This window comes from [Clostridium] citroniae WAL-17108 (assembly GCF_000233455.1).
Lineage (GTDB): Bacteria > Bacillota > Clostridia > Lachnospirales > Lachnospiraceae > Enterocloster > Enterocloster citroniae.
Genome location: NZ_JH376420.1, coordinates 143422 through 167643, shown reverse-complemented (window position 1 = coordinate 167643; position 24222 = coordinate 143422). Strand labels below are relative to the sequence as shown.

The window sequence follows — 24222 nt, the reverse complement described above, 5'->3', positions numbered from 1 at the left end:
ATGTACTATAAATTAGCGCCATCGATTCTGGCGGCGGATTTTTGCAATCTTGGCCTGGAGGTGTCCACAGTGGCTCAGGCAGGAGCGGAATACATCCATCTGGATGTGATGGACGGGGCCTTTGTGCCCAGCATATCCTTTGGAATGCCTGTGCTCAAAAGCCTGCGCCCCTGTACAGAGGCGGTGTTTGACGTGCATATGATGGTGGAAGACCCGGGCAGATACGTGGCGGACATGAAGGCCTGCGGCGCGGACATTATCACGGTCCATGCAGAAGCCTGCACCCATCTTGACCGGGTGGTGAACCAGATCAGGGAGCAGGGGTGCAGGGCGGGAGTTGCCCTGAACCCGGCAACGCCCATCCATGTGCTGGACTGTGTCCTGGATCAGCTGGATATGGTGCTGATCATGACCGTGAACCCGGGATTCGGCGGGCAGAAATTCATTCCCTACACGCTGGACAAGGTGCGTTCCCTTCGGGAAAGAATTAACCGTTTGGGGCTGAAGACCGACATCCAGGTGGACGGAGGAGTCAGCGCAGCCAATGTGCGGGGGATCATGGAAGCGGGAGCCAACGTATTCGTGGCAGGTTCCGCTGTGTTTGGCGGGGACGCTGCTGCAAAGACAAAAGAATTTATAGAGATATTTAAAGGATATGAGTCATGAAGCGATGTCTGATTGTCACCGGCGGCAAGCTGGATCTGTCTTTTGCCGGTTGTTTTTTAGAACAGGAAGTTTTTGATAAGGTCATAGCTGTGGATGCCGGGCTGGAGGCGGTGAAGGCGCTGGGCCTGGAACCGGATATGATCGTGGGGGATTTTGACACGGTAAAGCCTGAGATCCTGGAATACTACAGAAGCCGGGAGCATATCATCTGGGATACCCACCAGCCTGAGAAGGATGAGACCGATACGGAACTGGCCCTTCTCAAAGCCCAGGCCATTGGCTGTACCCAGATCGTGATCCTGGGAGCCACAGGCGGGCGTATGGATCACATGCTGGGGAACCTCCACCTTTTATACCCCTGCCTGCAAAAGGGAATCGAGGCATATATCCTGGACCGGCAGAACAGGATGTACCTCATTGACGGGGAACATACCTTCCGGAGCAGTGAACTGTGGGGGAAGTATATTTCCTTCCTGCCTTTGACGGAACAAGTAAACGGGATTACCCTTACCGGATTTAAGTATCCGCTTTATTTAAAGGATATTGAGATCGGGACCAGCCTGTGTATCAGCAATGAGCTGGAGGGGGAGGAAGGCGGCATCACATTTACAGACGGCGTTCTGATTGTGGTGGAATCCCACGACTGACCGGCTGGCGGCCTTCTGCGGTTCCGTCTGGTGACTGGCCTGGTTAAATTCAATAAAACTGGATATTTTAAACACTCCACTTCGGTGATAAGATAGGGCAGGATCATGAAATAACCCCTTTGGGGTACAAGGAGTGAGAGAGTATGAAGACAAATCAGGTTACAACTGCCGGCTATGCGGGAGAGGAATCAAATCATTTATACAAAGTGGCCCTTACCGGGTTGTTTGCCGCATTATCCTATGTGGTGTTTACCTTTTTGCAGATCAAGATCACCCTTCCGGGAGGAGATGCCACATCCATCCACCTGGGAAACGCGGTCTGCGTATTGGGCGCCTTGATTATGGGCGGACTGTACGGCGGCCTGGGAGGCGCGATCGGGATGACCATTGGGGATCTGTTTGATCCGGTGTATGTGGTGTATGCGCCTAAGACATTTATCCTGAAGCTGTGTATCGGCCTGATCACCGGCCTGGTGGCGCACTGGATCGGAAAGATCAACGAGACCGGTGATAAGAAGCGGATCTTCCGTTTTGTTGTGGCAGCCTCTGTGTGCGGACTGTTGTTTAATGTGATATTTGACCCGCTGGTGGGGTATTATTATAAGCTGCTGATCTTGGGTAAGCCTGCGGCACAGCTCACACTGGCCTGGAACGTCACCGCATCCTCCATCAATGCGGTGACCTCCACCATTGCGGCGGCAGCCATATACATGCCACTGCGCAGCGCCCTCAAGTGGGCAGGCCTGTTTGAACGGCTCCGGTAGGACCTTTGTGCCTGCCAACGGACAGGAATGAAGCAGCTTCCATAAGACAGGAGAATAACATGAGTGAATACCGTCAAAAAAAAATAGCTATGATCAATGATTTATCGGGATATGGCCGCTGTTCACTGACAGTGGCTATTCCCATTATATCTGCCATGAAAGTGCAGTGCTGTCCCGTTCCCACCTCCATCCTTTCCAATCACACAGGGTTTCCTGTGTATTTTTTCGATGATTACACGGAGAAAATGCCATCCTATATAGAAAAATGGAAAGAACTGGATCTGTCCTTTGACGGGATCGTCAGCGGATTTCTGGGATCCGAAGCCCAGATCGCCATTGTAATGGATATGATCCGGAAGTTTGGAGGGGAGGAGACCAGGGTGATCATAGACCCCATCATGGGGGATCACGGTCAGACCTATGCCACCTTTACCCCATCCATGTGCAGACGGATGAAGGACCTTGTTTCCATGGGCGATATTGTAACCCCCAACCTGACCGAGGCATGTATCCTCACCGGAAGACCCTTTAGAAAAAAGGGATGGACCAGGGAGGAACTTAAGACCATGGCGGCGGACATCCAGGCCATGGGGCCGGAGTCCGTGGTCATAACCGGCGTGAACCAGGGCGGGTATCTTGTGAACGTGGTGGCGGAGGGAAGGCGTGAAGTCACATTTCCTAAAACCATCCGCGTAGGGCAGGAGCGCCCCGGCACAGGGGATGTGTTCTCCTCTGTGGTGGCCGCTGCCGCTGTCAGGGGATGGGATCTGGAAGAGGGGGTCCGCCTGGCCGCATCCTTTGTAAAAAAATGTATCAGGCGTTCCGAGGAACTGGACATCCCTGCGGCAAACGGCGTGTGTTTTGAGGAACTGCTGGATGTGCTGGTCCGGGCGGTCCACCAGGGATAAAGAAATAGAAGAGAGGCGCCGCGTGAAAACAGTATGCCCAAGGCAGTAAACTGTGGTACCGGCCGGAAAAACAGAAAAATAGGGCTTTTATTTCCTGGTAAAATGTTATATACTCTTTAACAGTACAGGAATACCTGTCCGGTGCGCATCCAAGTACCCTGTGGGACAGGTGATTACATCAAGGAAATCCAGGAGGAATACCATGTTAGATTTAAGGTTTGTAAGAGAAAACCCGGACATTGTCAGACAGAACATTAAGAATAAATTCCAGGACAGCAAGCTGCCTCTGGTGGACGAAGTGATCGCTCTGGATGCAGAGTTCCGCAGTGCCCAGAAGGAGGCGGATGACCTTCGCGCCAGCCGCAACAAGCTTTCCAAGGAGATCGGTAAACTTATGGGCCAGGGAAAGAAGGAGGAGGCCGAGGCTGTCAAGGCACAGGTAAGCGCCAACTCTGAGCGGCTGGCCGAATTGGAGACAAAAGAGGGGGAACTGTCTGAGCAGATTTTAAAGATCATGATGACGATCCCCAATATCATAGATCCCAGCGTTCCCATTGGCAAGGATGACAGTGAGAACGTGGAGGTGGAGCGTTTTGGCGAGCCTGTGGTTCCGGATTTTGAGATCCCTTACCATACGGAGATCATGGAGCGCTTTAACGGAATCGATCTGGACGCTGCAAGAAGGGTGGCCGGTAATGGGTTCTATTATCTCATGGGTGACATTGCAAGGCTGCACTCCTCTGTGATCTCCTATGCCAGGGATTTCATGATCAACCGCGGCTTTACCTACTGTGTGCCTCCTTTCATGATCCGCAGCAATGTTGTCACAGGCGTGATGAGTTTTGCGGAGATGGATGCCATGATGTACAAGATAGAGGGAGAGGACCTGTATCTGATCGGCACCAGTGAACATTCCATGATCGGTAAATTTATTGACACCATCACCCCCGAGGAGCAGCTGCCTCAGACACTGACCAGCTATTCCCCGTGTTTCCGCAAGGAGAAGGGCGCCCACGGCATTGAGGAGAGGGGTGTTTACAGGATCCACCAATTTGAGAAGCAGGAGATGATCGTTGTGTGCAAGCCTGAGGAAAGCCCCATGTGGTATGACAGGCTGTGGCAGAATACTGTGGATCTGTTCCGCTCCCTGGATATTCCGGTGCGTACATTGGAATGCTGCTCCGGTGACCTGGCCGACCTGAAGGTCAAGTCCGTGGATGTGGAGGCATGGTCCCCAAGACAGAAGAAGTACTTTGAGGTGGGAAGCTGTTCTAATCTGGGAGATGCTCAGGCCCGCCGCTTAAAGATCCGTGTCCAGGGCGAGGATGGAAGCAAATATCTGGCCCACACCCTGAATAATACCGTGGTTGCCCCTCCGCGTATGCTCATTGCTTTTTTGGAGAACAACCTGCAGGCTGACGGCAGCGTGAAGATTCCGGAAGTACTTCGTCCATATATGGGCGGAATGGAAGTCATGGTTCCTGTGAAGTAAGGTCTTGAAACCTGCATCAATTTTAAAAAGACTGGTTTGCATGTTGTTATGCAGGCCAGTTCCTTTTATAATAGATCTATAATAAAAGAGAAGGAGAGTGCGGTATGATTACATTTAACCATTTTAACTTTAATGTTCTGGATCTGGAAAAAAGCCTTGCATTTTACAAAGAGGCCCTGGGACTTGAGCCGGTGAGGGAAAAGAATGCGGATGATGGTTCCTTTAAACTGGTGTATCTGGGGGATGGGGTAACGGGATTTAACCTGGAGCTGACCTGGTTAAGGGATAGGAAAGAGCCTTATAACCTGGGAGAATGCGAGTTCCATCTGGCGTTTCACGTAGACGAATTTGATGAGATCCACAAGCATCATGAAGAGATGGGCTGTATCTGCTATGAGAACCCGGGCATGGGCATTTATTTTATCGCGGATCCGGATGGCTACTGGGTGGAGATCGTCCCTGCAAAGAGATAATATGGTACATGAAGACGTGTTGGATCCCGTGTCCCAAACACGCTCCCGGAGGAAATTCAAATGGAAGAATTGGCAATGCTGCTTTTGAGCCTGAAGATGGTTAAGTATGCCGTGGCCACGGTCGTGGTTTTACTCTGTATCCTTGCGTACTGGATGATATTTAAAAAGGCAGGGGAAGCCGGCTGGAAGGCATTGATCCCTGTTTACAGCACCTATATAGAATATAAGCTGACATGGAGCGGGAAGATGTTCGGCCTGCTGGCGGTATTTGCCATCATAGCAGTGGCTTTTCAGCATGTAGGAGGACTGGGGATCATAGTCTTTTTGGCTACAAGCGTAGGCATGGTCGTCATGCGGGTCATTGCCTGTATCAAACTGTCGGTTTCCTTTGGGCACGGCGCCTGGTTTGGTGTGGGGCTGGTATTCCTTAACTTCATCTTTCTCCTTGTGCTTGCCTTTGACGGTTCAGAGTATATCGGACCAGAGGGAAGAAGAACGGTGATTTAGCTGCTTCAGACAATAGAAGAGGGAGGCTTTTGCCCCCCTCTTTTTTGCCCGGTATGTCAGGGCAAAAATTAATTCCCGCTGTATTTCTCCTCGCAGTACTGGCACCGGTATGTCTCTGTCTTTTCATCGGCCAGATAGAAGATATGGGGAAGTTCCTGCTCAATGGATGTGATGCATCTTGGATTCTTGCACTGGACCACATTGGTGATCTTGTGGGGAAGCCTTAATGCTCTTTTCTCCACGATCTTATCATTCTTGATAATGTTCACTGTGATCGTGTGGTCGATATAGCCCAGCACCTTTAAGTCCACGGTGTCCAGTCCGCCTTCGATCTTGATGATGTCCTTGCGGCCCATCTTGTTGCTGCGGGCATTCTTGATGATCGCCACCTGACACTCCAGCTTGTCCAGCCCCAGGTGATAGTAGATGTCCAGGCTCTTTCCGGCCTCAATGTGGTCCAGGACAATGCCTTCTTTTAATCCGCTGATATTTAACATGGCTTTTCCACCTCCAGTAATCTCATGATCAGGGCCATACGCACATATACGCCGTACCGGGCCTGCTTAAAGTAAGCAGCTCTTGGGTCGTCATCCACTTCCACGGAAATTTCATTTACCCTGGGAAGGGGATGGAGTACATACATGTCTTCCTTGGCCAGCTTCATTTTCTTCTTGTCCAGGATATAGCAGTCCTTTAATCTTATATAATCCTCCTCGTTGAAGAAACGCTCCTTCTGAACACGCGTCATGTAAAGGATGTCCAGGCAGCCGATGGCCTCGTCCAGATTGCCCACTTCCTCAAACTCCACATTGTTTGCAATCAGAACATCTTCGCGGATGTTGTCAGGAACCCGGAGTTCAGGAGGGGATATCAATATGAATTTGATGTTGGGGTAACGGACCATGGCATGGATGAGAGAGTGTACCGTACGGCCGAACTTTAAATCGCCGCAAAGGCCAATGGTCAGGTTGTCAAGGCGTCCCTTCATGGAACGGATGGTCATAAGATCTGTTAAGGTCTGTGTGGGATGCTGATGCCCGCCGTCACCCGCATTGATGACCGGAATCTCGGCCTTCTGGGCTGCAACGAATGCGGAACCTTCTTTGGGATGGCGCATCGCACAGATATCAGCGTAACATGAAATCATGCGGATGGTATCGGCAACACTTTCACCCTTGGCAGCAGAACTGGAATCAGCAGATGAAAAACCTAATACATTACCGCCAAGTGAAAGCATAGCGGCTTCAAAACTTAAACGCGTTCTTGTACTTGGCTCATAGAAAAGAGTTGCCAGCTTTTTTCCATCGCATACGTGGGCGTACTGGGGAAGATTCTGCTCAATGTCCCTTGCAAGAGCCAGAAGGTCATCGATTTCTTCCACAGAGAAGTCTAAGGGATTCAATAAATGTCTCATGGGATTCTCCTTTGCCTTTATGAATTTATGAATAAAATTGGTTTTGGGAAATACTTCGCACTCTACCAGTGCGATAGCCGGAACCTGCCAGATATGGCACTGATTTGTGCCTCGTCATATTCTTACATAGAATACGATATAAGTCAAGCGAAAATTTATGGCTTTTTAAAAATTTTATAGTATAGTCCCTATTCCGTGATTTATCTGTTTGCCCTGCCGCAGACCCGGTCAATGTAGGAGCTGGGCGTCATTCCTGTCTTTTTCTTAAACAGCTGGGAGAAATACTGGGGATTGTTGCCCAGCCCCACCTCCTCTGCGACTGTCTGGATCTTATCCAGACCCCTGGATGCCAGAAGCTGTTTGGCTTTTTTGATTCGGATGTCAGCCAGATAGTTGGAGAATCTGACTCCTGTTTCCTTCAGGAATTTTTTGCTCACATAGTCCACATTCATAAAGAGATAATTTTCTGAAATATATTTTAACGTCAGGTTGTCATCCTGAAGATTTTGGCTGACATAGTCAAAGATCTGCCGGGTCATGGCGCTGACCGTCTGACCGGTGTCGGGTTCGCACAGGATCTCCCTCACCTTATCAATGACCAGATTTTTAAGATCTGTAAGGCTTTGACTGTTTTCAATCAGCATCAGCCATTCCGTGAGCTCAATGGAGGAGCGCTTAGGGTTGTTCAGGGTCAGCTTCATAAACAGGTTGCTGGCGATCTGCTTTAAAAAGGTGATATCGTTTATATCCTTGATCAGTTCGGTCAGCTTTCCAAGGGCCCCCTCCTGTCGGCCGAGGATGGACTGGCATAATAGCTCCAGCTCATTGATATGGGTATTGTAATTGCAGGTGTAGAGCAGGTGGAAGTCGTTGATGTAATAGATCATTCCAAAGCGGCGGATCTTTTTTAAGACAACCACCAGAAGCTGTTTCAGGCTGGAGTAGAGGACGGATTCTGTTTCCAGGGTCACTGCCTGGTCCGGATAGTGCCTCTGGCGGATGAAACGCTCCAAATCCTGATAATTAGCGGCAAAATCCCGGAAAAACAGCAGCAGGGTATTGTTGACATAGATGCCGTGGATGATGACAGAGGAAATGTTCTCACAACAAAACAGCCTCAGGTCGTCCAGGAACTCCTCCAGGTGTTTAAAGGGCAGGAAATATACGTAGTACAGCCGGTATACCGTAAACCGGAAGTCGATGTAGGATTCATAGGCTCTTATGATCTCGGGAAAACTGCGGTTCTGGCAGATGCTGTCGTTGATGATGCTGAATATCACATTGTGGTTCATGCGGTTGACTGCGGTGAACCGCTCAGACACGATCCGCTCCATGATCTTTTGCTGGTAACAGTCCTGCTTGCACTGCTCGATGCATTCTATGATCTGGGCTTCGTTACATGGCTTTAAGAGGTAATACTTTACCCCGTTTTTCATGGCCTCCTTGGCATATTCAAATTCACCGTAGCCTGAGAGAATGATGAACTGTACATTCAGGTCTGTGCGTGAAACCCTGTTGATCAGTTCCAATCCGTCCATGCCCGGCATTTTGATGTCAGTGAGCACAATGTCCGGGCTTTCGTCCATGATCATGTCATAGGTTTCCATACCGTTTTTGCACAGCCCCACAACTTCGATATCATAGTTTTCCCAGTGGATGATGGTGGAAATAGTCTCCCGGATAATGCGCTCATCATCCGCAATAATTAATTTCAGCATAGTCTTTTTCCTCTGTTCTGTATGGTATGGTGATGACTGCAACCGCTGTTTCATCCCGGTTCTTAAAGGACAGGCCGTATCCCTCCCCAAACAGCATCTGGATACGCTGATGGATGTTTACCAGGCCGATGCCAAAGCCGTGGGCATTCCTGGTACCGTCCAGGAGTTTTTCAAGCAGGCCCTCTTCAAATACAGACCCCTCGTTGGATACCTCCACGATCAGCACATATTCCCCGCTTTCAGGAATCTCTTTCCTGCGGGCGCTGATTGAGATCTCACAGGTTTCCATCATTTCCTCCATGCCGTAGCGGATCGCATTCTCAAGAAGGGGCTGGATGGTAAGGGGAAGGATGAGGGCGCCGCCCAGTTCCCGGCCGCAGTCGGTCTGGAACACAAGGCGTTCCTCAAAACGTATTTTCTGGATGGTCATGTAACTGCGGGCCAGGCTGATCTCATAGTCTAAGGTGACCAGGGGATTTTTGCTGCTTAAGGTGGCGCGCAACAGTGTCCCGAGGGATTCCACCATGGAAGATATCTGCTGATCCTTAAGAGCCTTGGCGCGCCAGTTGATGGTCTCCAGCGTATTGTAAAGAAAATGTGGGTTTATCTGGGCCTCCAGCGCTTTCAGCTTTGCATCCCTGCTGAGAATCTGGTTGACATAATTGTTGTGGACCAGGTATTGGATCCGCCCGGCCATGGTGTCAAAATGCTGGTGGAGCCGGCTGATCTCATCGGTCCGCTGACTGTAATCCACCTGTACTTTGGGCATTTCCAACTCTGTGCTGCTGAAGAATTCCATTTTCTGGATCAACAGGTCAAAATCTTTTAGTATATAGCGGGTCAGCCGCCTGGAATACGCGATGGCGATCAAAAGCCCGATGATAAGCATTCCAAGGATCAGGCGGTAGGCCATGGTGGTGGAGCTGGCGATCTGGTCATAGGGGACAAGGTTTATATAGGTCCAGCCGTAATAGGGAATGGTATTCTTTACCGCAAAGTAGCTGTGTCCGTGGCTGCGCACAATGCTGTAGGGCTGACCGGTCTGTTCCTTCAGCAGACAGGCGGTTTCCCGGTCAATTCCTGAGGAGGCATAGATCAGCTGATCCCGGTCAAACAGGATGTAGCTGGTATCGTCATAGGTGGTGACCGCCCGGTTGGCTTCACTGACGATCCGGTCCATGTCAACAAATACCAGCAGGTCGCCCAGATGGTTCAGCTCCAGGTTGTTGGCCTTTCGCACGCTCCGGCCAAGTATGTACAGGTTATGTTCATGATCAATGGTCCAGGTAATGGCGCCTTCCCGCTCCCTTGCCTTTTTTAGGGCTCCATTCACAAGGTCCTGGTCCGCATTGTTGGCCACCACAAAATTTGTGGCATTTTTAAACCGCCTGTTGTACAGTGCGATGGCCAAAACCCCGTCTTTTTTATAAGCCTGCTGGTAATTGTTGATGACCTGGCTGATTTCCCGGTTGGCGTTGGACCACACAATGGTATCGTCAATGCTGTCGATCCGGTTCAGGGCATCCTGGATAACGGAGGCCGAGATGGTGACGGAGGAGAGTGTCTCGATGCTGTTCAGATTGCTGGCTATGGTCTGGGAAGAAAAGGATAGGTTTCCGGAAATGGCCTTGTACAGCTGCTCGTTGTAGGCATGGGAGGAAATCTTAAGTCCTATCAGGGCAATGAGGAGGATCAGCAGCACATTGGAGCAGATCATTGCCAGAAGTTTATTCTTCAGGGAAAGGTCTTCAAATTTTCCTTTGATCCGTTTCAGATAGTTCATGTGCGCCTCCTGTGGTGCAGATTCTTGTCATAAATAAATATATACCATATTTTGGCACGGGACAAGGGGAACTTGTATTCGTCTAAAGTGCACAAAAAGTCGGAATTTTAACCATGGATATCGGTTTTTTTGATTGGTTTGCCTGAGAAAAAAAGTTATAATCAGTTCATCAAAGCAACAGAGAAAGAGGGAGGTATTACATCATGAAAAAGAAAATCGCAATCCTGCTCACGTTGACCCTGGCAGCAGCCGGCCTGTCTGCATGCAGCGGTTCCTCAGGAACTTCCGGCACCCAGGCCGCAGGCAGCAAGGCGGAAGGAGCTTCCACAGAAGCCCAGGCGCCGTCTTCGGAGGGCGGTGAGCTGGTTATGGCCTGGTGGGGAAATCAGGTAAGGAATGAGCGCACCCAGGCGATCCTGGATCTGTATTCCGAGCAGAATCCTGGGGTGACCTTTGACGGACAGTTTTCCGAGTGGGCGGATTACTGGAATAAGTTAGCCACCGCGGCTGCCGGACATTCCATGCCGGATATTGTACAGATGGATTATAAATACATTTCCCAGTATGTGAACAATGACCTGTTGGTGGATCTGGCCCCCTATATTGAAAACGGCACCATTGACGTGTCAAACTGCAATGAGGATGTACTGAATTCAGGCAAGGTGGGAGATGGGCTGTATGCGATCTGCAACGGCATCAATGCCCCGGCCCTGCTCTATAACAAGACAGTCCTGGATGAAGCGGGGATCACGGTAAAGGATAATATGACCATGGATGAATTCATCACCCTGTGCAGGGAGATCCGGGAAAAGACTGGTTATAAGACAAATATCGCCTACAACAACGGTGAGAACTTTATCGAATACTTCCTTCGGGCCAATGATGTGGTGATGTTCGGGGAAGGGAAGCTGGGCGGAACAGCGGAGGATTACATATCCTACTTCAAACTTTACGAGGAAGGGATCAGGGACGGCTGGGTAGTGGATCCCTCCATCTTTGCTGAAAGGACCATCGGTTCCGTGGAACAGGACCCCATGGTTTACGGCTCAAGCCCGGAGACCATGTCCTGGTGTGCCTTCAATTATACCAACCAGCTTACCGCGGTCAGAAGCGCTGCACCTGAAGGCGTTGAAATCGGTATGACCACATGGCCTTCGCCGGATCCGGTAAGATCCGATTACTTAAAGCCAAGCCAGTTCTTTGCCATTACAAAGGACAGTGCAAACCCGGATGAGGCGGCTAAGGTCCTTGATTTTATCACCAATTCCGTTGAGTGCAACAACATCCTGCTGGGAGAGAGGGGAATCCCGCTGTCAGCTTCCGTGGCCGATGCCATTTCCCCCAATATGGATGAGACCAGCCAGGAAGTGATCAAGTTCATCAACGAAGTGGTGTCTGAGAATTCCTCACAGATCAATCCGCCTTCCGCTGACGGTTCCAGCGAGGTAAATGATCTTCTCAACAAACTGGAGGAATCAGTGTGCTACGGCCAGATGACCGCTGAGGACGCCGGACAGCAGCTGTTTACAGAGGGTTCAAAGATCATGGAGTCCAAGAAAAATTAAGGATCTGCAAATAAGTATATGCAAATAAGTATCTGCAAATAAGTATCTGCAATTGAAAAGAGCGGCTGTAACCGGTCGCTCTTTTTATACCCGGCAAGCGCCCAAGGTACGGACGCTAAGTGCCCATAACGAGAGGAGTAGCTATGAAAGCTTTAAAACAGCAGCTCAGCAGGGAAAGCGTGGCCGGTGTACTGTTTACACTGCCTTTTACCATCGGATTCCTGCTGTTTATGATCGTTCCCATGGGAATCTCATTGTACTATTCGTTCTGTGACTACAATATCCTGTCACCGCCTGTTTTTACAGGCATGAAGAATTTTATCTCCATGTTCCGGGACGAAACGTTTTTTAAAACGCTGAAAGTGACGTTTTTCTTTGCCTTTGTCTCCGTGCCGCTCAAGCTTTTGTTTGCTTTGATCGTTGCAATGCTTTTGCTGGAGAACTCAAAAATGTCCGGATTCTACAGGGCGGCCTATTACCTTCCCTCCATTATCGGCGGCTCTGTGGCTGTTTCCATTCTTTGGAAGAGGATGTTTGCCATGGATGGGGTTGTGAACAAGCTGTTGGGACTGGTGGGAATAGAGACTAATTTTTCCTGGCTGGGCGATACAAGGACGGCCATATGGGTCCTGATCCTGCTGGTGGTATGGCAGTTTGGCTCCTCCATGCTGATCTTCCTGTCCTCCCTGAAACAGGTTCCCCAGTCACTGTATGAGGCGGCTGACGTGGACGGGGCCAGCGGTCCGGCGAAATTCTTCAAGATCACCCTCCCCCTGCTGACACCCACCATATTCTTTAATCTGGTGATGCAGATGATCAACGGATTTCTGGCATTTACCCAGTGCTACATCATCACCCAGGGAAAACCCATGAACTCCACCCTGCTATACACGGTGTATATGTATAAGCAGTCCTTTGAATTCTACAATACGGGATACGGTGCAGCGCTTGCATGGGTGATGCTGGCGGTGATCGGGCTGATCACCCTGTTCCTGTTTGCCACCAAACGTTTCTGGGTATATGAAGGAGGGCTCTGATTGTGAAAGAGAAGAGAGTTGCCAGGAAAATAGTATACCATGTCATCGTATTCCTGATCGGCATTATCATGATCTACCCTTTGATTTGGATGATCATGAGCTCCTTCAAGGAAAACAGCACGATTTTCTCCACGGCCGGAAGCCTGATCCCGGAAAACTTCATACTAAAGAATTATTCCACGGGCTGGAAAGGGTTTGGAAAGATTTCCTTTGCTGTATTTTTTAAGAACTCCCTTTTTATCTCCATTGTGGCAACAGCGGGTACGGTGGCAAGCTCCGCCCTGGTTGCCTATGGGTTTGCAAGGTTTAAGTTCCGGGGCAGGGGTATCCTGTTTGCAGCCATGCTGCTGTCCATGATGCTCCCGGCCCAGGTGCTCATGATTCCCCAGTACCTGTGGTATCAGAAGCTTGGATGGGTCGGTTCCTATCTGCCTCTGACCATTCCCTACTTTTTTGCGATCCAGGGCTTTTTTGTATACCTGATCTCCAACTTTATCAGCGGGATCCCCACAGAACTGGATGAGGCGGCCAAAATCGACGGATGTTCCTATGCAGGCATCTTTGGGCGCATCATGCTGCCGCTGATCAAGCCGGCCCTGGTCACAGCCTGTATTTTCTCCTTTATGTGGAGGTGGGACGATTTCCTTTCCGCCCTTTTATATGTAAGCAAGTCCGGCATGTATCCGGTCAGTCTGGCGCTGAAGCTTTTCTGTGATCCGGGTTCCTCATCGGATTATGGAGCAATGTTTGCGATGGCGACCCTGTCCATCCTGCCGTCCATCCTCATCTTCCTGTTCTTTCAAAAGTACCTGGTGGAGGGCATCAGTACCTCCGGATTAAAGGGGTGATGATATGAAGATAATTGACGCACACGTACATCTGGTACAGTATATCGCAGGCACGGGAGCCGGGGGTGAACTCAGGTACTCGGGAAACGGCATGGCGGAATATGCTTCGGGGGAGCGGTTTCAGATGCTGCCTGAGGAATTTTCACAGGGGGTGGTGACGCCCGAGGACATTTTGGGGAAAATGGATGAGAACGGAGTGGAGAAGGCGGTACTGCTCCAGGGCAACTACTTTGGATTCCAGAACCTTTATTCCCTGCAGGCCGCGGCGCGGTATCCAAAGCGTTTTAGGGCCGCCGCTTCCTATGACCCGTTCTGCCGGAACAAGGAACAGATACGAGAACACCTGTTTGAGAAGCTGGGGTGCAATATCGTGAAGTTTGAGGTGAGCACCGGCTCAGGGCTTATGAGCAACCATTTTACCCTTCCTCTGGATGGGGAGGTCATGAGAGCGGAGTATGATTATGCGGATGAGCACGATCTGGTGTTTGTCATTGACATAGGCAAATGTCAAAGTGAGAGCTGGCAGGTGGACCGGCTGAGGAATGCCATCACGGGGCACCCGGGCATGAAGTTTGTGGTCTGCCATCTGCTGGCCGTATCCATGAAAGATGAGGATAAGCTGCTGGAGGGGCTTAGGAAGCTGGCCCTGCCCAACGTATGGTTTGACCTTGCGGCCCTTCCCCACAACTGCGGGCCGGATGCTTATCCATACCCCAATGCGCTGCGGTACCTGAGACATGGGATTGAGATCGCAGGCGCCCACAAGCTCATATTTGGTTCAGATATCCCTTCTGTGCTGAAGGAGGACAGTTATTCCAACTTGATCCGCTATATTACAGACAGCCATGGACTGACCAGGGAGGAGAAAGAAATGATCATGTACCGGAATGCAGAGCATGTGTATTTCCGGCAGACAGGAGGAGAATATGAAATATAGAGATAATAAGGTAACGGATATCCAGATCGCATATATTGGCGGAGGTTCCAGAGGATGGGCATGGACGTTTATGACAGACCTTGCCCTGGAGGAACAGATCAGCGGCACCATCCGGCTGTATGATATTGATGAGACGGCGGCCGGGAACAATGAGGTGATCGGAAACCGTCTGATGCAGAGGGAGGATGCAAGGGGGGACTGGAGGTTTGAGACCAGGACGTCCCTTCAGGACGCGCTCACAGGCTGCGATTTTGTTGTTATATCCATATTGCCGGGGACATTTGACGAGATGGAATCAGATGTGCATCTTCCTGAACGACTTGGCATCTACCAGTCCGTGGGGGATACGGCAGGCCCCGGGGGAATGATTCGTGCCCTGCGCACCATTCCCATGTTTGTGGAGATCGCAGAGGCGGTCAAAGCGTATGCGCCCGGGGCATGGGTCATCAATTATACCAACCCCATGTCTTTATGTGTGAAGACCCTTTATCATGTATTTCCGCAGATCAAGGCGTTTGGATGCTGCCATGAGGTGTTCGGTACCCAGAAGGTGTTAAAAGGCATCTGCGAGGAGTACTGTGGGGAAAGGGGGATCGACTGGCATGATATATTTGTCAATGTGCTGGGAATCAACCATTTTACATGGTTTTCCAGCGCCTCCTATAAGGGCATTGACCTGTTCCCGGTTTACAGGGATTATATCAGCGCTCACTTTGAAGAGGGTTACCAGGTGGAAGGTGAGAACTGGATGAATTCCTCGTTTAAATGCGCCAATCGGGTCAAGATGGATCTGTTTAACCGCTATGGGCTGATCGCGGCAGCAGGTGACAGGCATCTGGCTGAATTCATGCCCGGGGATGAATACCTGAAGGATCCTGAAACCGCAGCCTCATGGAAATTCGGCCTTACCACCGTGGAGTGGAGAAAAAAGGACCTTCAGGAACGGCTGGATAAGGGACGCAGGCTGGCAGCCGGAGAGGAAGAGGTCAAGCTGGAGCCCACAGGTGAGGAAGGGATCCTTTTGATCAAGGCATTATGCGGTCTCACAAGGGTGGTCAGCAATGTGAACATCCCCAACACAGCATGCCAGATTACCAATCTTCCAGCCAGTGCGCTGGTTGAGACAAACGCCGTGTTTGAAAAGGACCATATATACCCCCTGGTGGCGGGAGAGGTGCCGGATCCTGTCAGGGCGCTGATCATGCCTCATTTAAAAAACCATGAGCTGATTATGGAAGCGGCTTTGAAGCCTGACCGGGAAAAGGTAGTGCAGGCATTTATGAACGATCCTCTGGTAAAGGGGAAAGGGTGCAATGAGGAGGATGTGGGGAATCTGGTGGATGAAATGATAAAAAATACCCGTAAATACCTTCCCGGGGATTGGAATTAAACAGATAAGAGGCATGCTTTGGAGCTGTTGCACGTATAAAAAGTGTACAGCTCCCTTTTTGGTGTTTATTTTTATTTGCAATTCCAGGCATATCAGTTTACAATACCTAAAGTAAGGAATTATTAAGGAACTTTAAGGAAAAACCAAAAGAACAGGAACTTGGGCCTGTGATATACTTTACAAAACAGAACGTAAGAGCGTGTTTGAACACTCATTCGCGCTTAAGGACAGGGAAAGGAGCATTGCTTTGGCAGATCAGGCAGAACAGATTGTCGCGGCGGATCAGGCAGAACAGATTGTCGCAGCGGATCAGGCAGAACAGATTGCTTTGGCAGATCAGGCATGTGAGGCGCCTCCCGGCCGGAAACCCGCCATATGCGTGAGGAACCTGTACAAGATATACCGTGTGGGAGAGACAAAGGTCCGGGCGCTGGACGGCGTGGACTTTGAGATATATAAAGGGGAGTTTGTAGCAATCGTGGGCACCTCGGGTTCTGGCAAATCCACACTCTTAAACATGCTGGCCGGCCTTGAGAAGCCCACCAAGGGTGAGATAGAGATCGGCAGGGTACATATAGAAAAGATGACGGAAAAACAGCTGGTTACATTCCGCCGTGAGCGGGTGGGATTTATTTTCCAGGCTTACAACCTGCTGAATACAATGAATGCGGTTGAGAATGTGGCCCTTCCGCTCTCCTTCCGCGGCATGTCCAAAAGGGAGAGACTTAAGAGGGCCAAGAAGTTCATGGACCTGGTGGGCGTGGGGGACCAGGCAAAACATATGCCCAACCAGATGTCGGGAGGACAGCAGCAGAGGGTGGGCATAGCCAGGGCGCTGGTGGTCAGCCCGGAGATCATATTCGCGGACGAGCCCACCGGTAATCTGGATTCCAGGACCACCATGGAGGTTCTGCGCCTGATGCAGACCATTGTGAGGGAGCAGGGACAGACCCTGGTCATGGTCACCCATGATAATAATCTGGCTTCCTATGCGGACAGAAGGATCAGGATCGTGGATGGAAAGATCGTGGCCATAGAGACCGGCGGCAGGCCGGCAGAGGAGAACCATATAGAAAAGGGAGTATGTGACAATGAGACCGATGAAAATGCGTAAAGGCTTGATAATCCTGTGGATGACAGCCCTGATGGCGGCAGCCCTGCCGGCCAATGCAATGGCCAGCAGCTACCAGCTGGGATATAACACCAATGCCAGCGACAATGACTATATTTCCACTACCAAGGCGCCCAGGGGAAGGATTGGAAAATCCATGTCCATTTCCTTCCGCATAAGGGCCACGGATGAGGATATGAATAACCTGAAGGTAAGCCTTCAGCAGACCAATGATTTCCAGCAGATTGAGGAGCGGGGCAACGGCGATTACACGGTGGACTATTACCCGTTTGAGATAATGGAAACCACGTTCCTGGCAAAGAGTGTGGGAAATATCAAGAAGGGCAATATTAAAAGCGTATCCCTTTCAGCCAATGTCCGCCGGGATGCCCAGCAGGGATATTACAGCATTCCCATCTATCTGGAGTGGGACGGCGGTTCGGATACGGACTATATCAATGTCTGGATCTCAACGGACACATCCTCGGGCGCAGATGACGAGGAGGATACAAAAGAGGGCAATTACTTTGTGATCGGGGAAAACCAGTCCACTCCCCGGGGCATCTACCCCAATGTAATGGACTATACGGTAAATTTCCGCAACAAGCGCAACACCACGGCCCAGGATGTGACTGTCAGCATGCAGCTGTCCGAGGATGATACCAAGTTCCCCTTTGAGATCAATGACGGAAACTATGACAGAACCTTTGAGCGGGTACAGTCAGGTGAGACCGTGTCGGCCTCATACAGCATGGCCATACGCAAGGATTCCTACAGCGGGTATTATCCCATCAAATATACCATTACCTTCCGCCTCAGTTCCGAGGGGGACCTGCACAAGGAGGAAGGAACATTTTATGTACATATCATATCCAAGGACAAGGAGGATGACCTGAGGGATTTTGACGCCAATGACAGGACCAAGGCAAGGCTTATTGTGGACAGCTATTATACGGTTCCGGAGCAGATCTTTGCAGGGGATGAGTTTGAACTGGTGCTGAACATGAAGAACGCATCCACCTCAGTGCCGGCCAGCAATATCCTTTTTAACCTGGAATCAGAGAAGGTATCGGACAGCGCGGTGTTCACAACGGAATCCGGTTCCTCATCCATGGTGGTCAATGACCTGGGCGCGGGGCAGAGTACAGAAGTACGTGCCAAATTCACGGCCAGGGCAGGGGTGGACCAGCGTTCCTACGCAATCACCATCAAGGAAAAGTACGACAGCCCTGAATTTAAGAACGCGGAAGAGAGCATTGTGGTGGACATACCTGTGAAGCAGTACGCAAAGCTCAGCACCAGCACCATTGACGTGATGCCGGACAGCATGACCGTTGGCTCCGAGTCCAATGTCATGTTTGGGATCAACAACACGGGCAAGGTGATCCTCTATAATGTGACGGCCACCTTTGAAAGTGATTCCATCAAAACCACGGACGCATATGTGGGCAACATAAAGCCGGGTGAGACAGGGAACGTGGACGTGATGCTTACAGGCATCAATCCCACCATGGATGACGGCACGGTGAAGATCTCCATTTCCTATGAAGATGAAAACGGTGTGGCTGCGGACCCTGTGGTAAAGGAGCTGACCCTGTTCATCACAGAGGAAGTGGATGAATCCTTTGACATGAATATGGACATGGAGGCAGGAGCCATGGACGCGCAGGCCAGTCCGTCCTTCTGGAGTAAGTATAAGGTGCTGATCATTGCAGGCGCAGTGGCGGCGGCAGGTGCAGGTGTGACCGCGGTTGTGGTTATCAGAAAGAAACGCAGGGCAGCTAAGGAAGAGGATGTAGACGATGAGATTTCCTGATCTTCTGATCATGAGCATTAACAATTTAAGACGCAGGAAGCTTAGGACCGTCCTCACAGTGCTGGGGGTCATCATTGGTACGGCTTCCATTGTGGTCATGGTATCCCTGGGAATCGGTCTTGACCAGATGTTTATGGAACAGCTTTCCTCCTGGGGCAGCCTGACCACCGTAGATGTGTACGGCGGTTCCGGGAGCAGCTATTACGGAGGCGCTGTCATGGTGGGCGGCGGCGGAAGCAAATCCTCCGATCCAACCTATATTACGGACGAGGTGATCGACAAATTCCAGCGCATCGGCCATGTGACCGGAGTGTCCCCCATATTGGATATGAATGTGGTGATCCGCCAGGGGGCCTACGAGGCACAGTACATGACCCTGCGGGGAGTGGGACAGAAGTTTCTGGAGCAGATTCCCTTGGGCGAAGGGCGCATGCCTGAACCCGGGGAAATGGGGCTGGTGTTTGGCAATACGGTACAGCAGGATTTTTACAATTCCAAGACAGGAAGAGGATACTGGGATACAGGGGAACTGCCGGATGTGGATTTTCTTAACAAACCTCTGTTTGTCATATTTGATATGGATGCCTACTTCCAGTCAAAGAATACCTCCAGCAGTTTTGGGAGTTCTTCCGATGACAGCCAGCCGCAGGTAAAACCTCCCAAGAAATATATGATGAACGGCATTGGAAAGGTGGAAGGCGGGCCGGAGGATTGGAATTCCTATTCCTACGGCGTGTACACGGATATAGATGGCTTAAAGGCACAGCTGAAAAAAGCATTCAAAAAAGGCACCGCTATCCCGGGACAGCCTACCAACAAAAAGGGAAAACCCCTGAATTATCTGGTGTACAGCAGGGCGCAGATCTATGTGGACGACATGGAGAATGTAAAGGAGGTCCAGTCCAAAGTGGCTGATATGGGCTTTCAGGTAAACAGCCAGATGGATTGGATGGAGAGTTCCAAGCAGCAGTCCCAGATGATACAGGCAGTGCTGGGAGGAATCGGCGCAGTATCCCTGTTTGTGGCCGCCATCGGCATTGCCAATACCATGATGATGTCTATCTATGAGAGGACCAAGGAAATCGGCGTCATGAAGGTGCTGGGATGTGATATGGGGAATATACGGAACATGTTCCTGATTGAATCCGGCTTTATCGGTTTTATGGGAGGAGTGATCGGCATTGGCCTGAGCTATGGAATATCGGGCGTGATCAACCGCTTTGTGAATATGGAGGAGATGAACGGCCTCACCGGCAACCTTTCCAGAATACCGCCCTGGCTGTCTCTTGCAGCAGTGGGATTTGCCATTTTCGTGGGCATGGCGGCAGGGTTTATGCCGGCCATGAGGGCCATGAAGCTGAGTCCCCTGGCAGCCATCAGGAATGATTAGTAAAACTTCTAAAAAACTATTGCAATATTAGCAAAAAAGATATATAGTAATAATATGGCGTGTGACTGGCGGATAAGTGGATGAACCACAGGGAGCACGCAGTATGGATTTTGTTGGATTGAGCCGACCGCCTGGGCACGTGTGTATTTTGCGTGCTCAGGGTTTCGGCTCTTATTTAATTGTACAAGAAAGAATGACAGTGTACCGGGAAATTCCGAGAGTACACCCACAAGCAAACGGAGGAATTACTATGAAACAGATGTCGCTGGAACAGGAACTGAGAAGCAATGCTTACCCGGGCCGGGGAATCGTCATCGGACGTTCTGAGGACGGAAGCAAGGCCGTAACCGCCTACTTTATCATGGGAAGGAGCGCCAACAGCCGTAACCGTGTGTTCACAGAGGATGGGGAAGGGATCAGGACCCAGGCCTTTGATCCGGCCAGGCTGGAGGATCCCAGCCTGATCATTTATGCCCCGGTCAGGGTTCTGGGCAACAAGACCATTGTGACCAACGGTGACCAGACAGACACCATTTATGAGGGAATGGACCATCAGATGACATTTGAACAGTCCCTGCGCTCCAGGGAGTTTGAGCCCGATGCCCCCAACTATACCCCAAGGATTTCCGGTATCATGCACATTGAAAATGGCGGCTACAATTATGCCATGTCCATTTTAAAGAGCAATAACGGCAATCCTGATTCCTGCCTGCGTTTTACCTATGCCTATGAGGCTCCGGCGGCAGGAGAGGGACGTTTTATCCACACCTACATGCATGACGGAGATCCTCTGCCAAGCTTTGAGGGAGAGCCCAAGGCAGTGGGGATCAGCGGGAACATTGACCAGTTTACGGACATGATCTGGAACAGCCTGGACCAGGACAATAAGGTTTCCCTCTTTGTCCGCTTCATTGATATCGCATCAGGCGCCTATGAGACAAGGATCGTGAATAAAAACAAATAAATAGGAGAGAGGTACTGTTATGAAAGAACTGGAACTGAAGTATGGCTGCAATCCTAATCAGAAACCATCCAGAATATTCATGGAGGGGGACAGGGAGCTTCCCATTACTGTTCTAAGCGGCAGACCGGGGTACATCAATTTCATGGATGCCCTCAATGGCTGGCAGCTTGTAAAGGAGCTAAAAAAAGCCACCGGGCTTGCGGCCGCCGCTTCCTTTAAGCATGTGTCGCCTGCAGGTGCCGCAGTGGGCCTGCCTCTGGATGATACACTGAAAAAGATATACTGGGTGGATGACATGGGTGACCTGTCACCGCTGGCCAGCGCTTATGCAAGGGCCAGGGGCGCGGACAGGATGTCCTCCTTCGGCGATTTCATTTCCCTGTCAGATGTGTGTGATGTGGACACGGCCAGGATGATCAAGAGGGAAGTGTCGGACGGCGTCATTGCTCCGGGATATGAACCTGAGGCGCTGGAGATACTGAAGTCCAAAAAGAACGGAAACTACAATGTGATCCAGATCGATCCGGATTATGAGCCGGCAGCCATTGAGCGCAAGCAGATTTACGGCGTCACCTTTGAACAGGGCCATAATAACCTGGAGATCAACAACGACATGCTTCGGGATATTGTGACAAAGAACAGGGAACTTCCGGAATCAGCCAAAATGGATCTTTTGATCTCCCTGATCACCTTAAAATATACACAGTCCAATTCCGTCTGCTATGTAAAGGGAGGACAGGCCATTGGTATCGGGGCAGGGCAGCAGTCCAGGGTCCACTGTACACGCCTGGCAGGCAGCAAGGCTGACAACTGGTATCTGCGCCAGGCTCCCCAGGTATTAAACCTGCCCTTTGTGGACAGCATCAAGCGGGCTGACAGGGATAATGCCATTGACGTGTATATGGGCGAGGATTATATGGACGTACTGGCTGACGGCAGATGGGAGAAAACATTTAAAGTCAAACCGCCTGTGTTTACAAAGGAGGAGAAAAGGGCCTGGCTGGATACCATGACAGACGTGGCCCTTGGATCAGATGCCTTTTTCCCATTTGGAGACAACATTGACCGGGCCTATAAGAGCGGAGTCAAGTATGTGGCGCAGCCGGGAGGATCGGTGCGGGATGATCAGGTGATCGAAACCTGCAACCAGTATCATATGGTTATGGCATTTACAGGAATCAGACTGTTTCATCATTAATAGTATACAGGAAAGGGACCGGGGCGGCGGCTTCGGTTCTTTTTCTGTATGGCGCCGGCTCTGTATCGGCCCATAATATATTTTCACAGTTGATAGAACGGAAGTGTCGGAGTATAATGGAGCGAGCAATTAAATGAGGGGAGTTTAAGTATGATAACGGATCTGACAGCGGAGCATCCTAAAAAGACATTGTGGAGGTTTGCCCTGCCCATGTTTATGAGTGTCATGTTCCAGCAGATGTATAATATTGCGGACAGCGCTATTGCAGGCAGGTTTGCGGGGGAGGATGCCCTGGCTGCCGTGGGGGCCTCTTATCCCATTACGGTGATATTCATGGCCTTTGCGGTGGGGAGCAACCTGGGGGCCTCCGTAGTGATCTCCAGGCTCTTTGGAGCAAAGGACCTGGGGAGAATGAAATCCGCGGTCTACACGGCCTTTATTGCCTGCGGCGCCATGAGCCTGGTGCTGACCGGGCTGGGATATGTGTTCTGCGGTGCCATGATGGAAGCCATCCACACCCCGGCCAATATCTTTGGGGACGGTGAGCTTTATCTGAAGATTTACGTGCTGGGCCTCACCTTCCTGTTCCTCTACAATGTGTGCACAGGGATTTTTACCGCTCTTGGGGATTCAAGAACACCGCTGTATTTCCTGATCGGTTCTTCGGTGGGCAATGTTGTGCTGGATTACTGGTTTGTGGCCGGTCTGGGCATGGGGGTGGCGGGCGTGGCCTGGGCAACCTTTATCGCCCAGGGCGTGTCGGCCGTGCTGGCCCTTGCCGCCCTGGCCCTGCGTCTGCGGGGAATCAGGACAGATAAGAGGGTGGTGCTCTTTGACATTATCCTTCTGTCCCAGATCGCGGCCATAGCAGTGCCCAGCATTATGCAGCAGAGCGTTCTCTCCGTTGGAAACATGTTTGTGCAGGAGATCGTGAACCGGTACGGATCAGCGGTGATCGCCGGATATTCAGGAGCCATCAAGCTGAATACATTTGCCATCAACGCCTTTATGTCCCTGGGAGGCTGCCTGTCCAGCTATACGGCCCAGAACCTGGGGGCCGGGAAGATGGAGCGGATCCCTCTGGGATTCAGGACAGGCATCAGGCTGTCCCTGTGCGCGGCTATCCCTTTTTTTGCGCTGTATTTCGGATTCAGCCGCCAGATGATGGGCCTGTTCCTCAATGGGGACAGCGGGGAGGCCATCGCCTCGGGCATGGAATTCCTGCGCATTGTCAGCCCCATGTATTTTATGATATCCATTAAGCTGACCACGGACGGGATCATACGCGGTTCCGGGGCCATGGGTTATTTTGTGCTGGCAACCGTGCCGGATCTGATCCTGCGCATCATTGTGGCCAATCTCCTTGCCGGCCGTTTTGGAAGTACGGGAATCTGGATGGCATGGCCTTTCGGGTGGGTCGCAGCCACGGTCCTGACCATTATCTTTTACCGCCGGATCGTCACCGGAAAGTACCGGATCCGCTTGTAATCGGAAATTGTGAACCTTTTGTGAAATCAGGCGGATGGAAGCATTTGGACCTTGTACGGAAAATATGTTTGTGCTATAGTGTGTTTGAAAAATGCTCTCTAACTCG

The 24222-nt window shown here is 50.9% G+C and carries 22 protein-coding genes and 1 riboswitch; of the genes, 18 read left to right on the top strand and 4 right to left on the bottom strand.

Translation table 11 applies throughout. The features are described from left to right. The 7 genes from rpe (at nt 1) to HMPREF9469_RS00720 (ending at nt 5457) form a co-directional block, all read left to right on the top strand. Complete coding sequence (gene rpe, locus HMPREF9469_RS00750) at nt 1-666, top strand: ribulose-phosphate 3-epimerase (protein WP_007858157.1); 666 nt, start codon at nt 1-3, stop codon at nt 664-666. Further along, nucleotides 663-1313 carry a thiamine diphosphokinase gene (locus tag HMPREF9469_RS00745; RefSeq protein ID WP_007858156.1) on the top strand — a complete coding sequence of 217 codons (651 nt, stop codon included), beginning with the start codon at nt 663-665 and terminating at the stop codon, nt 1311-1313. Before rpe ends, HMPREF9469_RS00745 begins: the two co-directional genes overlap by 4 nt. A gap of 143 nt (nt 1314-1456) precedes the next feature. Then, nucleotides 1457-2077: an ECF transporter S component gene (locus HMPREF9469_RS00740; RefSeq protein WP_007858155.1), complete on the top strand. Its 621-nt coding sequence runs from the start codon at nt 1457-1459 to the stop codon at nt 2075-2077. Nucleotides 2078-2136: 59 nt separating this feature from the next. Beyond that, nucleotides 2137-2985 (top strand): pyridoxamine kinase, encoded by an 849-nt coding sequence (locus HMPREF9469_RS00735; protein WP_007858154.1) that lies wholly within the window; start codon nt 2137-2139, stop codon nt 2983-2985. Nucleotides 2986-3187: 202 nt separating this feature from the next. Beyond that, nucleotides 3188-4477 (top strand): serine--tRNA ligase, encoded by a 1290-nt coding sequence (gene serS, locus HMPREF9469_RS00730; protein ID WP_007858153.1) that lies wholly within the window; start codon nt 3188-3190, stop codon nt 4475-4477. Between the two features lie 104 nt (nt 4478-4581). Beyond that, a complete protein-coding gene (locus HMPREF9469_RS00725) occupies nt 4582-4950 on the top strand; it encodes a VOC family protein (RefSeq protein ID WP_007858152.1) in 369 nt (122 codons plus the stop codon). Between the two features lie 60 nt (nt 4951-5010). After that, complete coding sequence (locus tag HMPREF9469_RS00720) at nt 5011-5457, top strand: DUF5684 domain-containing protein (protein ID WP_007858150.1); 447 nt, start codon at nt 5011-5013, stop codon at nt 5455-5457. A gap of 68 nt (nt 5458-5525) precedes the next feature. On the opposite strand, the gene HMPREF9469_RS00715 is transcribed toward HMPREF9469_RS00720, so the two are convergent. The 4 genes from HMPREF9469_RS00715 to HMPREF9469_RS00695 form a co-directional block, all read right to left on the bottom strand. Next, a complete protein-coding gene (locus tag HMPREF9469_RS00715) occupies nt 5526-5954 on the bottom strand; it encodes an aspartate carbamoyltransferase regulatory subunit (protein WP_007858148.1) in 429 nt (142 codons plus the stop codon). After that, entirely contained in the window at nt 5948-6871 is a 924-nt protein-coding gene (gene pyrB, locus HMPREF9469_RS00710; RefSeq protein ID WP_007858146.1) for an aspartate carbamoyltransferase, read from the bottom strand. Before pyrB ends, HMPREF9469_RS00715 begins: the two co-directional genes overlap by 7 nt. 200 nt (nt 6872-7071) lie before the next feature. Beyond that, nucleotides 7072-8589: a response regulator transcription factor gene (locus HMPREF9469_RS00700; protein ID WP_007858133.1), complete on the bottom strand. Its 1518-nt coding sequence runs from the start codon at nt 8587-8589 to the stop codon at nt 7072-7074. Continuing rightward, the gene (locus HMPREF9469_RS00695; protein ID WP_007858131.1) at nt 8564-10372 is read right to left on the bottom strand and encodes a sensor histidine kinase; all 1809 of its coding nucleotides are present in this window, start codon (nt 10370-10372) and stop codon (nt 8564-8566) included. Before HMPREF9469_RS00695 ends, HMPREF9469_RS00700 begins: the two co-directional genes overlap by 26 nt. A gap of 203 nt (nt 10373-10575) precedes the next feature. Here HMPREF9469_RS00695 and HMPREF9469_RS00690 point away from each other — a divergent pair, with 203 nt between their 5' ends. From HMPREF9469_RS00690 to HMPREF9469_RS00640, 11 genes are all read left to right on the top strand, one after another. Next, nucleotides 10576-11937, top strand: a complete 1362-nt coding sequence (locus HMPREF9469_RS00690) for an ABC transporter substrate-binding protein (RefSeq protein ID WP_007858129.1) — start codon at nt 10576-10578, stop codon at nt 11935-11937. A 143-nt stretch (nt 11938-12080) separates the two neighbouring features. Then, complete coding sequence (locus HMPREF9469_RS00685) at nt 12081-12974, top strand: carbohydrate ABC transporter permease (protein WP_007858119.1); 894 nt, start codon at nt 12081-12083, stop codon at nt 12972-12974. A 2-nt stretch (nt 12975-12976) separates the two neighbouring features. Beyond that, the gene (locus tag HMPREF9469_RS00680; RefSeq protein WP_007858118.1) at nt 12977-13822 is read left to right on the top strand and encodes a carbohydrate ABC transporter permease; all 846 of its coding nucleotides are present in this window, start codon (nt 12977-12979) and stop codon (nt 13820-13822) included. Between the two features lie 4 nt (nt 13823-13826). Further along, nucleotides 13827-14759, top strand: coding sequence for an amidohydrolase family protein (locus tag HMPREF9469_RS00675; RefSeq protein WP_007858117.1), 933 nt, complete (start codon nt 13827-13829; stop codon nt 14757-14759). Continuing rightward, nucleotides 14749-16149, top strand: a complete 1401-nt coding sequence (locus tag HMPREF9469_RS00670; RefSeq protein WP_007858116.1) for a family 4 glycosyl hydrolase — start codon at nt 14749-14751, stop codon at nt 16147-16149. Before HMPREF9469_RS00675 ends, HMPREF9469_RS00670 begins: the two co-directional genes overlap by 11 nt. A 328-nt stretch (nt 16150-16477) precedes the next feature. After that, on the top strand, nt 16478-17263 hold the full coding sequence (locus tag HMPREF9469_RS00665; protein ID WP_117451034.1) for an ABC transporter ATP-binding protein: 786 nt from the start codon (nt 16478-16480) through the stop codon (nt 17261-17263). After that, on the top strand, nt 17256-19076 hold the full coding sequence (locus HMPREF9469_RS00660; protein ID WP_416387684.1) for a COG1361 S-layer family protein: 1821 nt from the start codon (nt 17256-17258) through the stop codon (nt 19074-19076). The genes HMPREF9469_RS00665 and HMPREF9469_RS00660 overlap by 8 nt, the downstream gene beginning before the upstream one ends. Beyond that, the gene (locus HMPREF9469_RS00655; protein WP_007858111.1) at nt 19063-20466 is read left to right on the top strand and encodes an ABC transporter permease; all 1404 of its coding nucleotides are present in this window, start codon (nt 19063-19065) and stop codon (nt 20464-20466) included. The genes HMPREF9469_RS00660 and HMPREF9469_RS00655 overlap by 14 nt, the downstream gene beginning before the upstream one ends. A 51-nt stretch (nt 20467-20517) precedes the next feature. Continuing rightward, nucleotides 20518-20610, top strand: a riboswitch (ZMP/ZTP riboswitch). A 106-nt stretch (nt 20611-20716) separates the two neighbouring features. Continuing rightward, nucleotides 20717-21430, top strand: coding sequence for an IMP cyclohydrolase (locus HMPREF9469_RS00650; RefSeq protein WP_007858104.1), 714 nt, complete (start codon nt 20717-20719; stop codon nt 21428-21430). 19 nt (nt 21431-21449) lie between these two features. Continuing rightward, nucleotides 21450-22628, top strand: a complete 1179-nt coding sequence (locus HMPREF9469_RS00645; protein ID WP_007858103.1) for a phosphoribosylaminoimidazolecarboxamide formyltransferase — start codon at nt 21450-21452, stop codon at nt 22626-22628. 150 nt (nt 22629-22778) lie between these two features. Then, nucleotides 22779-24116 (top strand): MATE family efflux transporter, encoded by a 1338-nt coding sequence (locus HMPREF9469_RS00640; protein WP_007858101.1) that lies wholly within the window; start codon nt 22779-22781, stop codon nt 24114-24116. The last annotated feature ends 106 nt before the right edge of the window (nt 24117-24222 follow it).

Excerpts from the sequence above, each read along its gene's own strand:
- rpe (WP_007858157.1), top strand. The coding sequence starts at position 1 with ATGTACTATAAATTAGCGCCATCGATTCTGGCGGCGGATTTTTGCAAT.
- HMPREF9469_RS00745 (WP_007858156.1), top strand. The coding sequence starts at position 663 with ATGAAGCGATGTCTGATTGTCACCGGCGGCAAGCTGGATCTGTCTTTT.
- HMPREF9469_RS00740 (WP_007858155.1), top strand. The coding sequence starts at position 1,457 with ATGAAGACAAATCAGGTTACAACTGCCGGCTATGCGGGAGAGGAATCA.
- HMPREF9469_RS00735 (WP_007858154.1), top strand. The coding sequence starts at position 2,137 with ATGAGTGAATACCGTCAAAAAAAAATAGCTATGATCAATGATTTATCG.
- serS (WP_007858153.1), top strand. The coding sequence starts at position 3,188 with ATGTTAGATTTAAGGTTTGTAAGAGAAAACCCGGACATTGTCAGACAG.
- HMPREF9469_RS00725 (WP_007858152.1), top strand. The coding sequence starts at position 4,582 with ATGATTACATTTAACCATTTTAACTTTAATGTTCTGGATCTGGAAAAA.
- HMPREF9469_RS00720 (WP_007858150.1), top strand. The coding sequence starts at position 5,011 with ATGGAAGAATTGGCAATGCTGCTTTTGAGCCTGAAGATGGTTAAGTAT.
- HMPREF9469_RS00715 (WP_007858148.1), bottom strand. The coding sequence starts at position 5,954 with ATGTTAAATATCAGCGGATTAAAAGAAGGCATTGTCCTGGACCACATT.
- pyrB (WP_007858146.1), bottom strand. The coding sequence starts at position 6,871 with ATGAGACATTTATTGAATCCCTTAGACTTCTCTGTGGAAGAAATCGAT.
- HMPREF9469_RS00700 (WP_007858133.1), bottom strand. The coding sequence starts at position 8,589 with ATGCTGAAATTAATTATTGCGGATGATGAGCGCATTATCCGGGAGACT.
- HMPREF9469_RS00695 (WP_007858131.1), bottom strand. The coding sequence starts at position 10,372 with ATGAACTATCTGAAACGGATCAAAGGAAAATTTGAAGACCTTTCCCTG.
- HMPREF9469_RS00690 (WP_007858129.1), top strand. The coding sequence starts at position 10,576 with ATGAAAAAGAAAATCGCAATCCTGCTCACGTTGACCCTGGCAGCAGCC.
- HMPREF9469_RS00685 (WP_007858119.1), top strand. The coding sequence starts at position 12,081 with ATGAAAGCTTTAAAACAGCAGCTCAGCAGGGAAAGCGTGGCCGGTGTA.
- HMPREF9469_RS00675 (WP_007858117.1), top strand. The coding sequence starts at position 13,827 with ATGAAGATAATTGACGCACACGTACATCTGGTACAGTATATCGCAGGC.
- HMPREF9469_RS00670 (WP_007858116.1), top strand. The coding sequence starts at position 14,749 with ATGAAATATAGAGATAATAAGGTAACGGATATCCAGATCGCATATATT.
- HMPREF9469_RS00660 (WP_416387684.1), top strand. The coding sequence starts at position 17,256 with ATGCGTAAAGGCTTGATAATCCTGTGGATGACAGCCCTGATGGCGGCA.
- HMPREF9469_RS00655 (WP_007858111.1), top strand. The coding sequence starts at position 19,063 with ATGAGATTTCCTGATCTTCTGATCATGAGCATTAACAATTTAAGACGC.
- HMPREF9469_RS00650 (WP_007858104.1), top strand. The coding sequence starts at position 20,717 with ATGAAACAGATGTCGCTGGAACAGGAACTGAGAAGCAATGCTTACCCG.
- HMPREF9469_RS00645 (WP_007858103.1), top strand. The coding sequence starts at position 21,450 with ATGAAAGAACTGGAACTGAAGTATGGCTGCAATCCTAATCAGAAACCA.
- HMPREF9469_RS00640 (WP_007858101.1), top strand. The coding sequence starts at position 22,779 with ATGATAACGGATCTGACAGCGGAGCATCCTAAAAAGACATTGTGGAGG.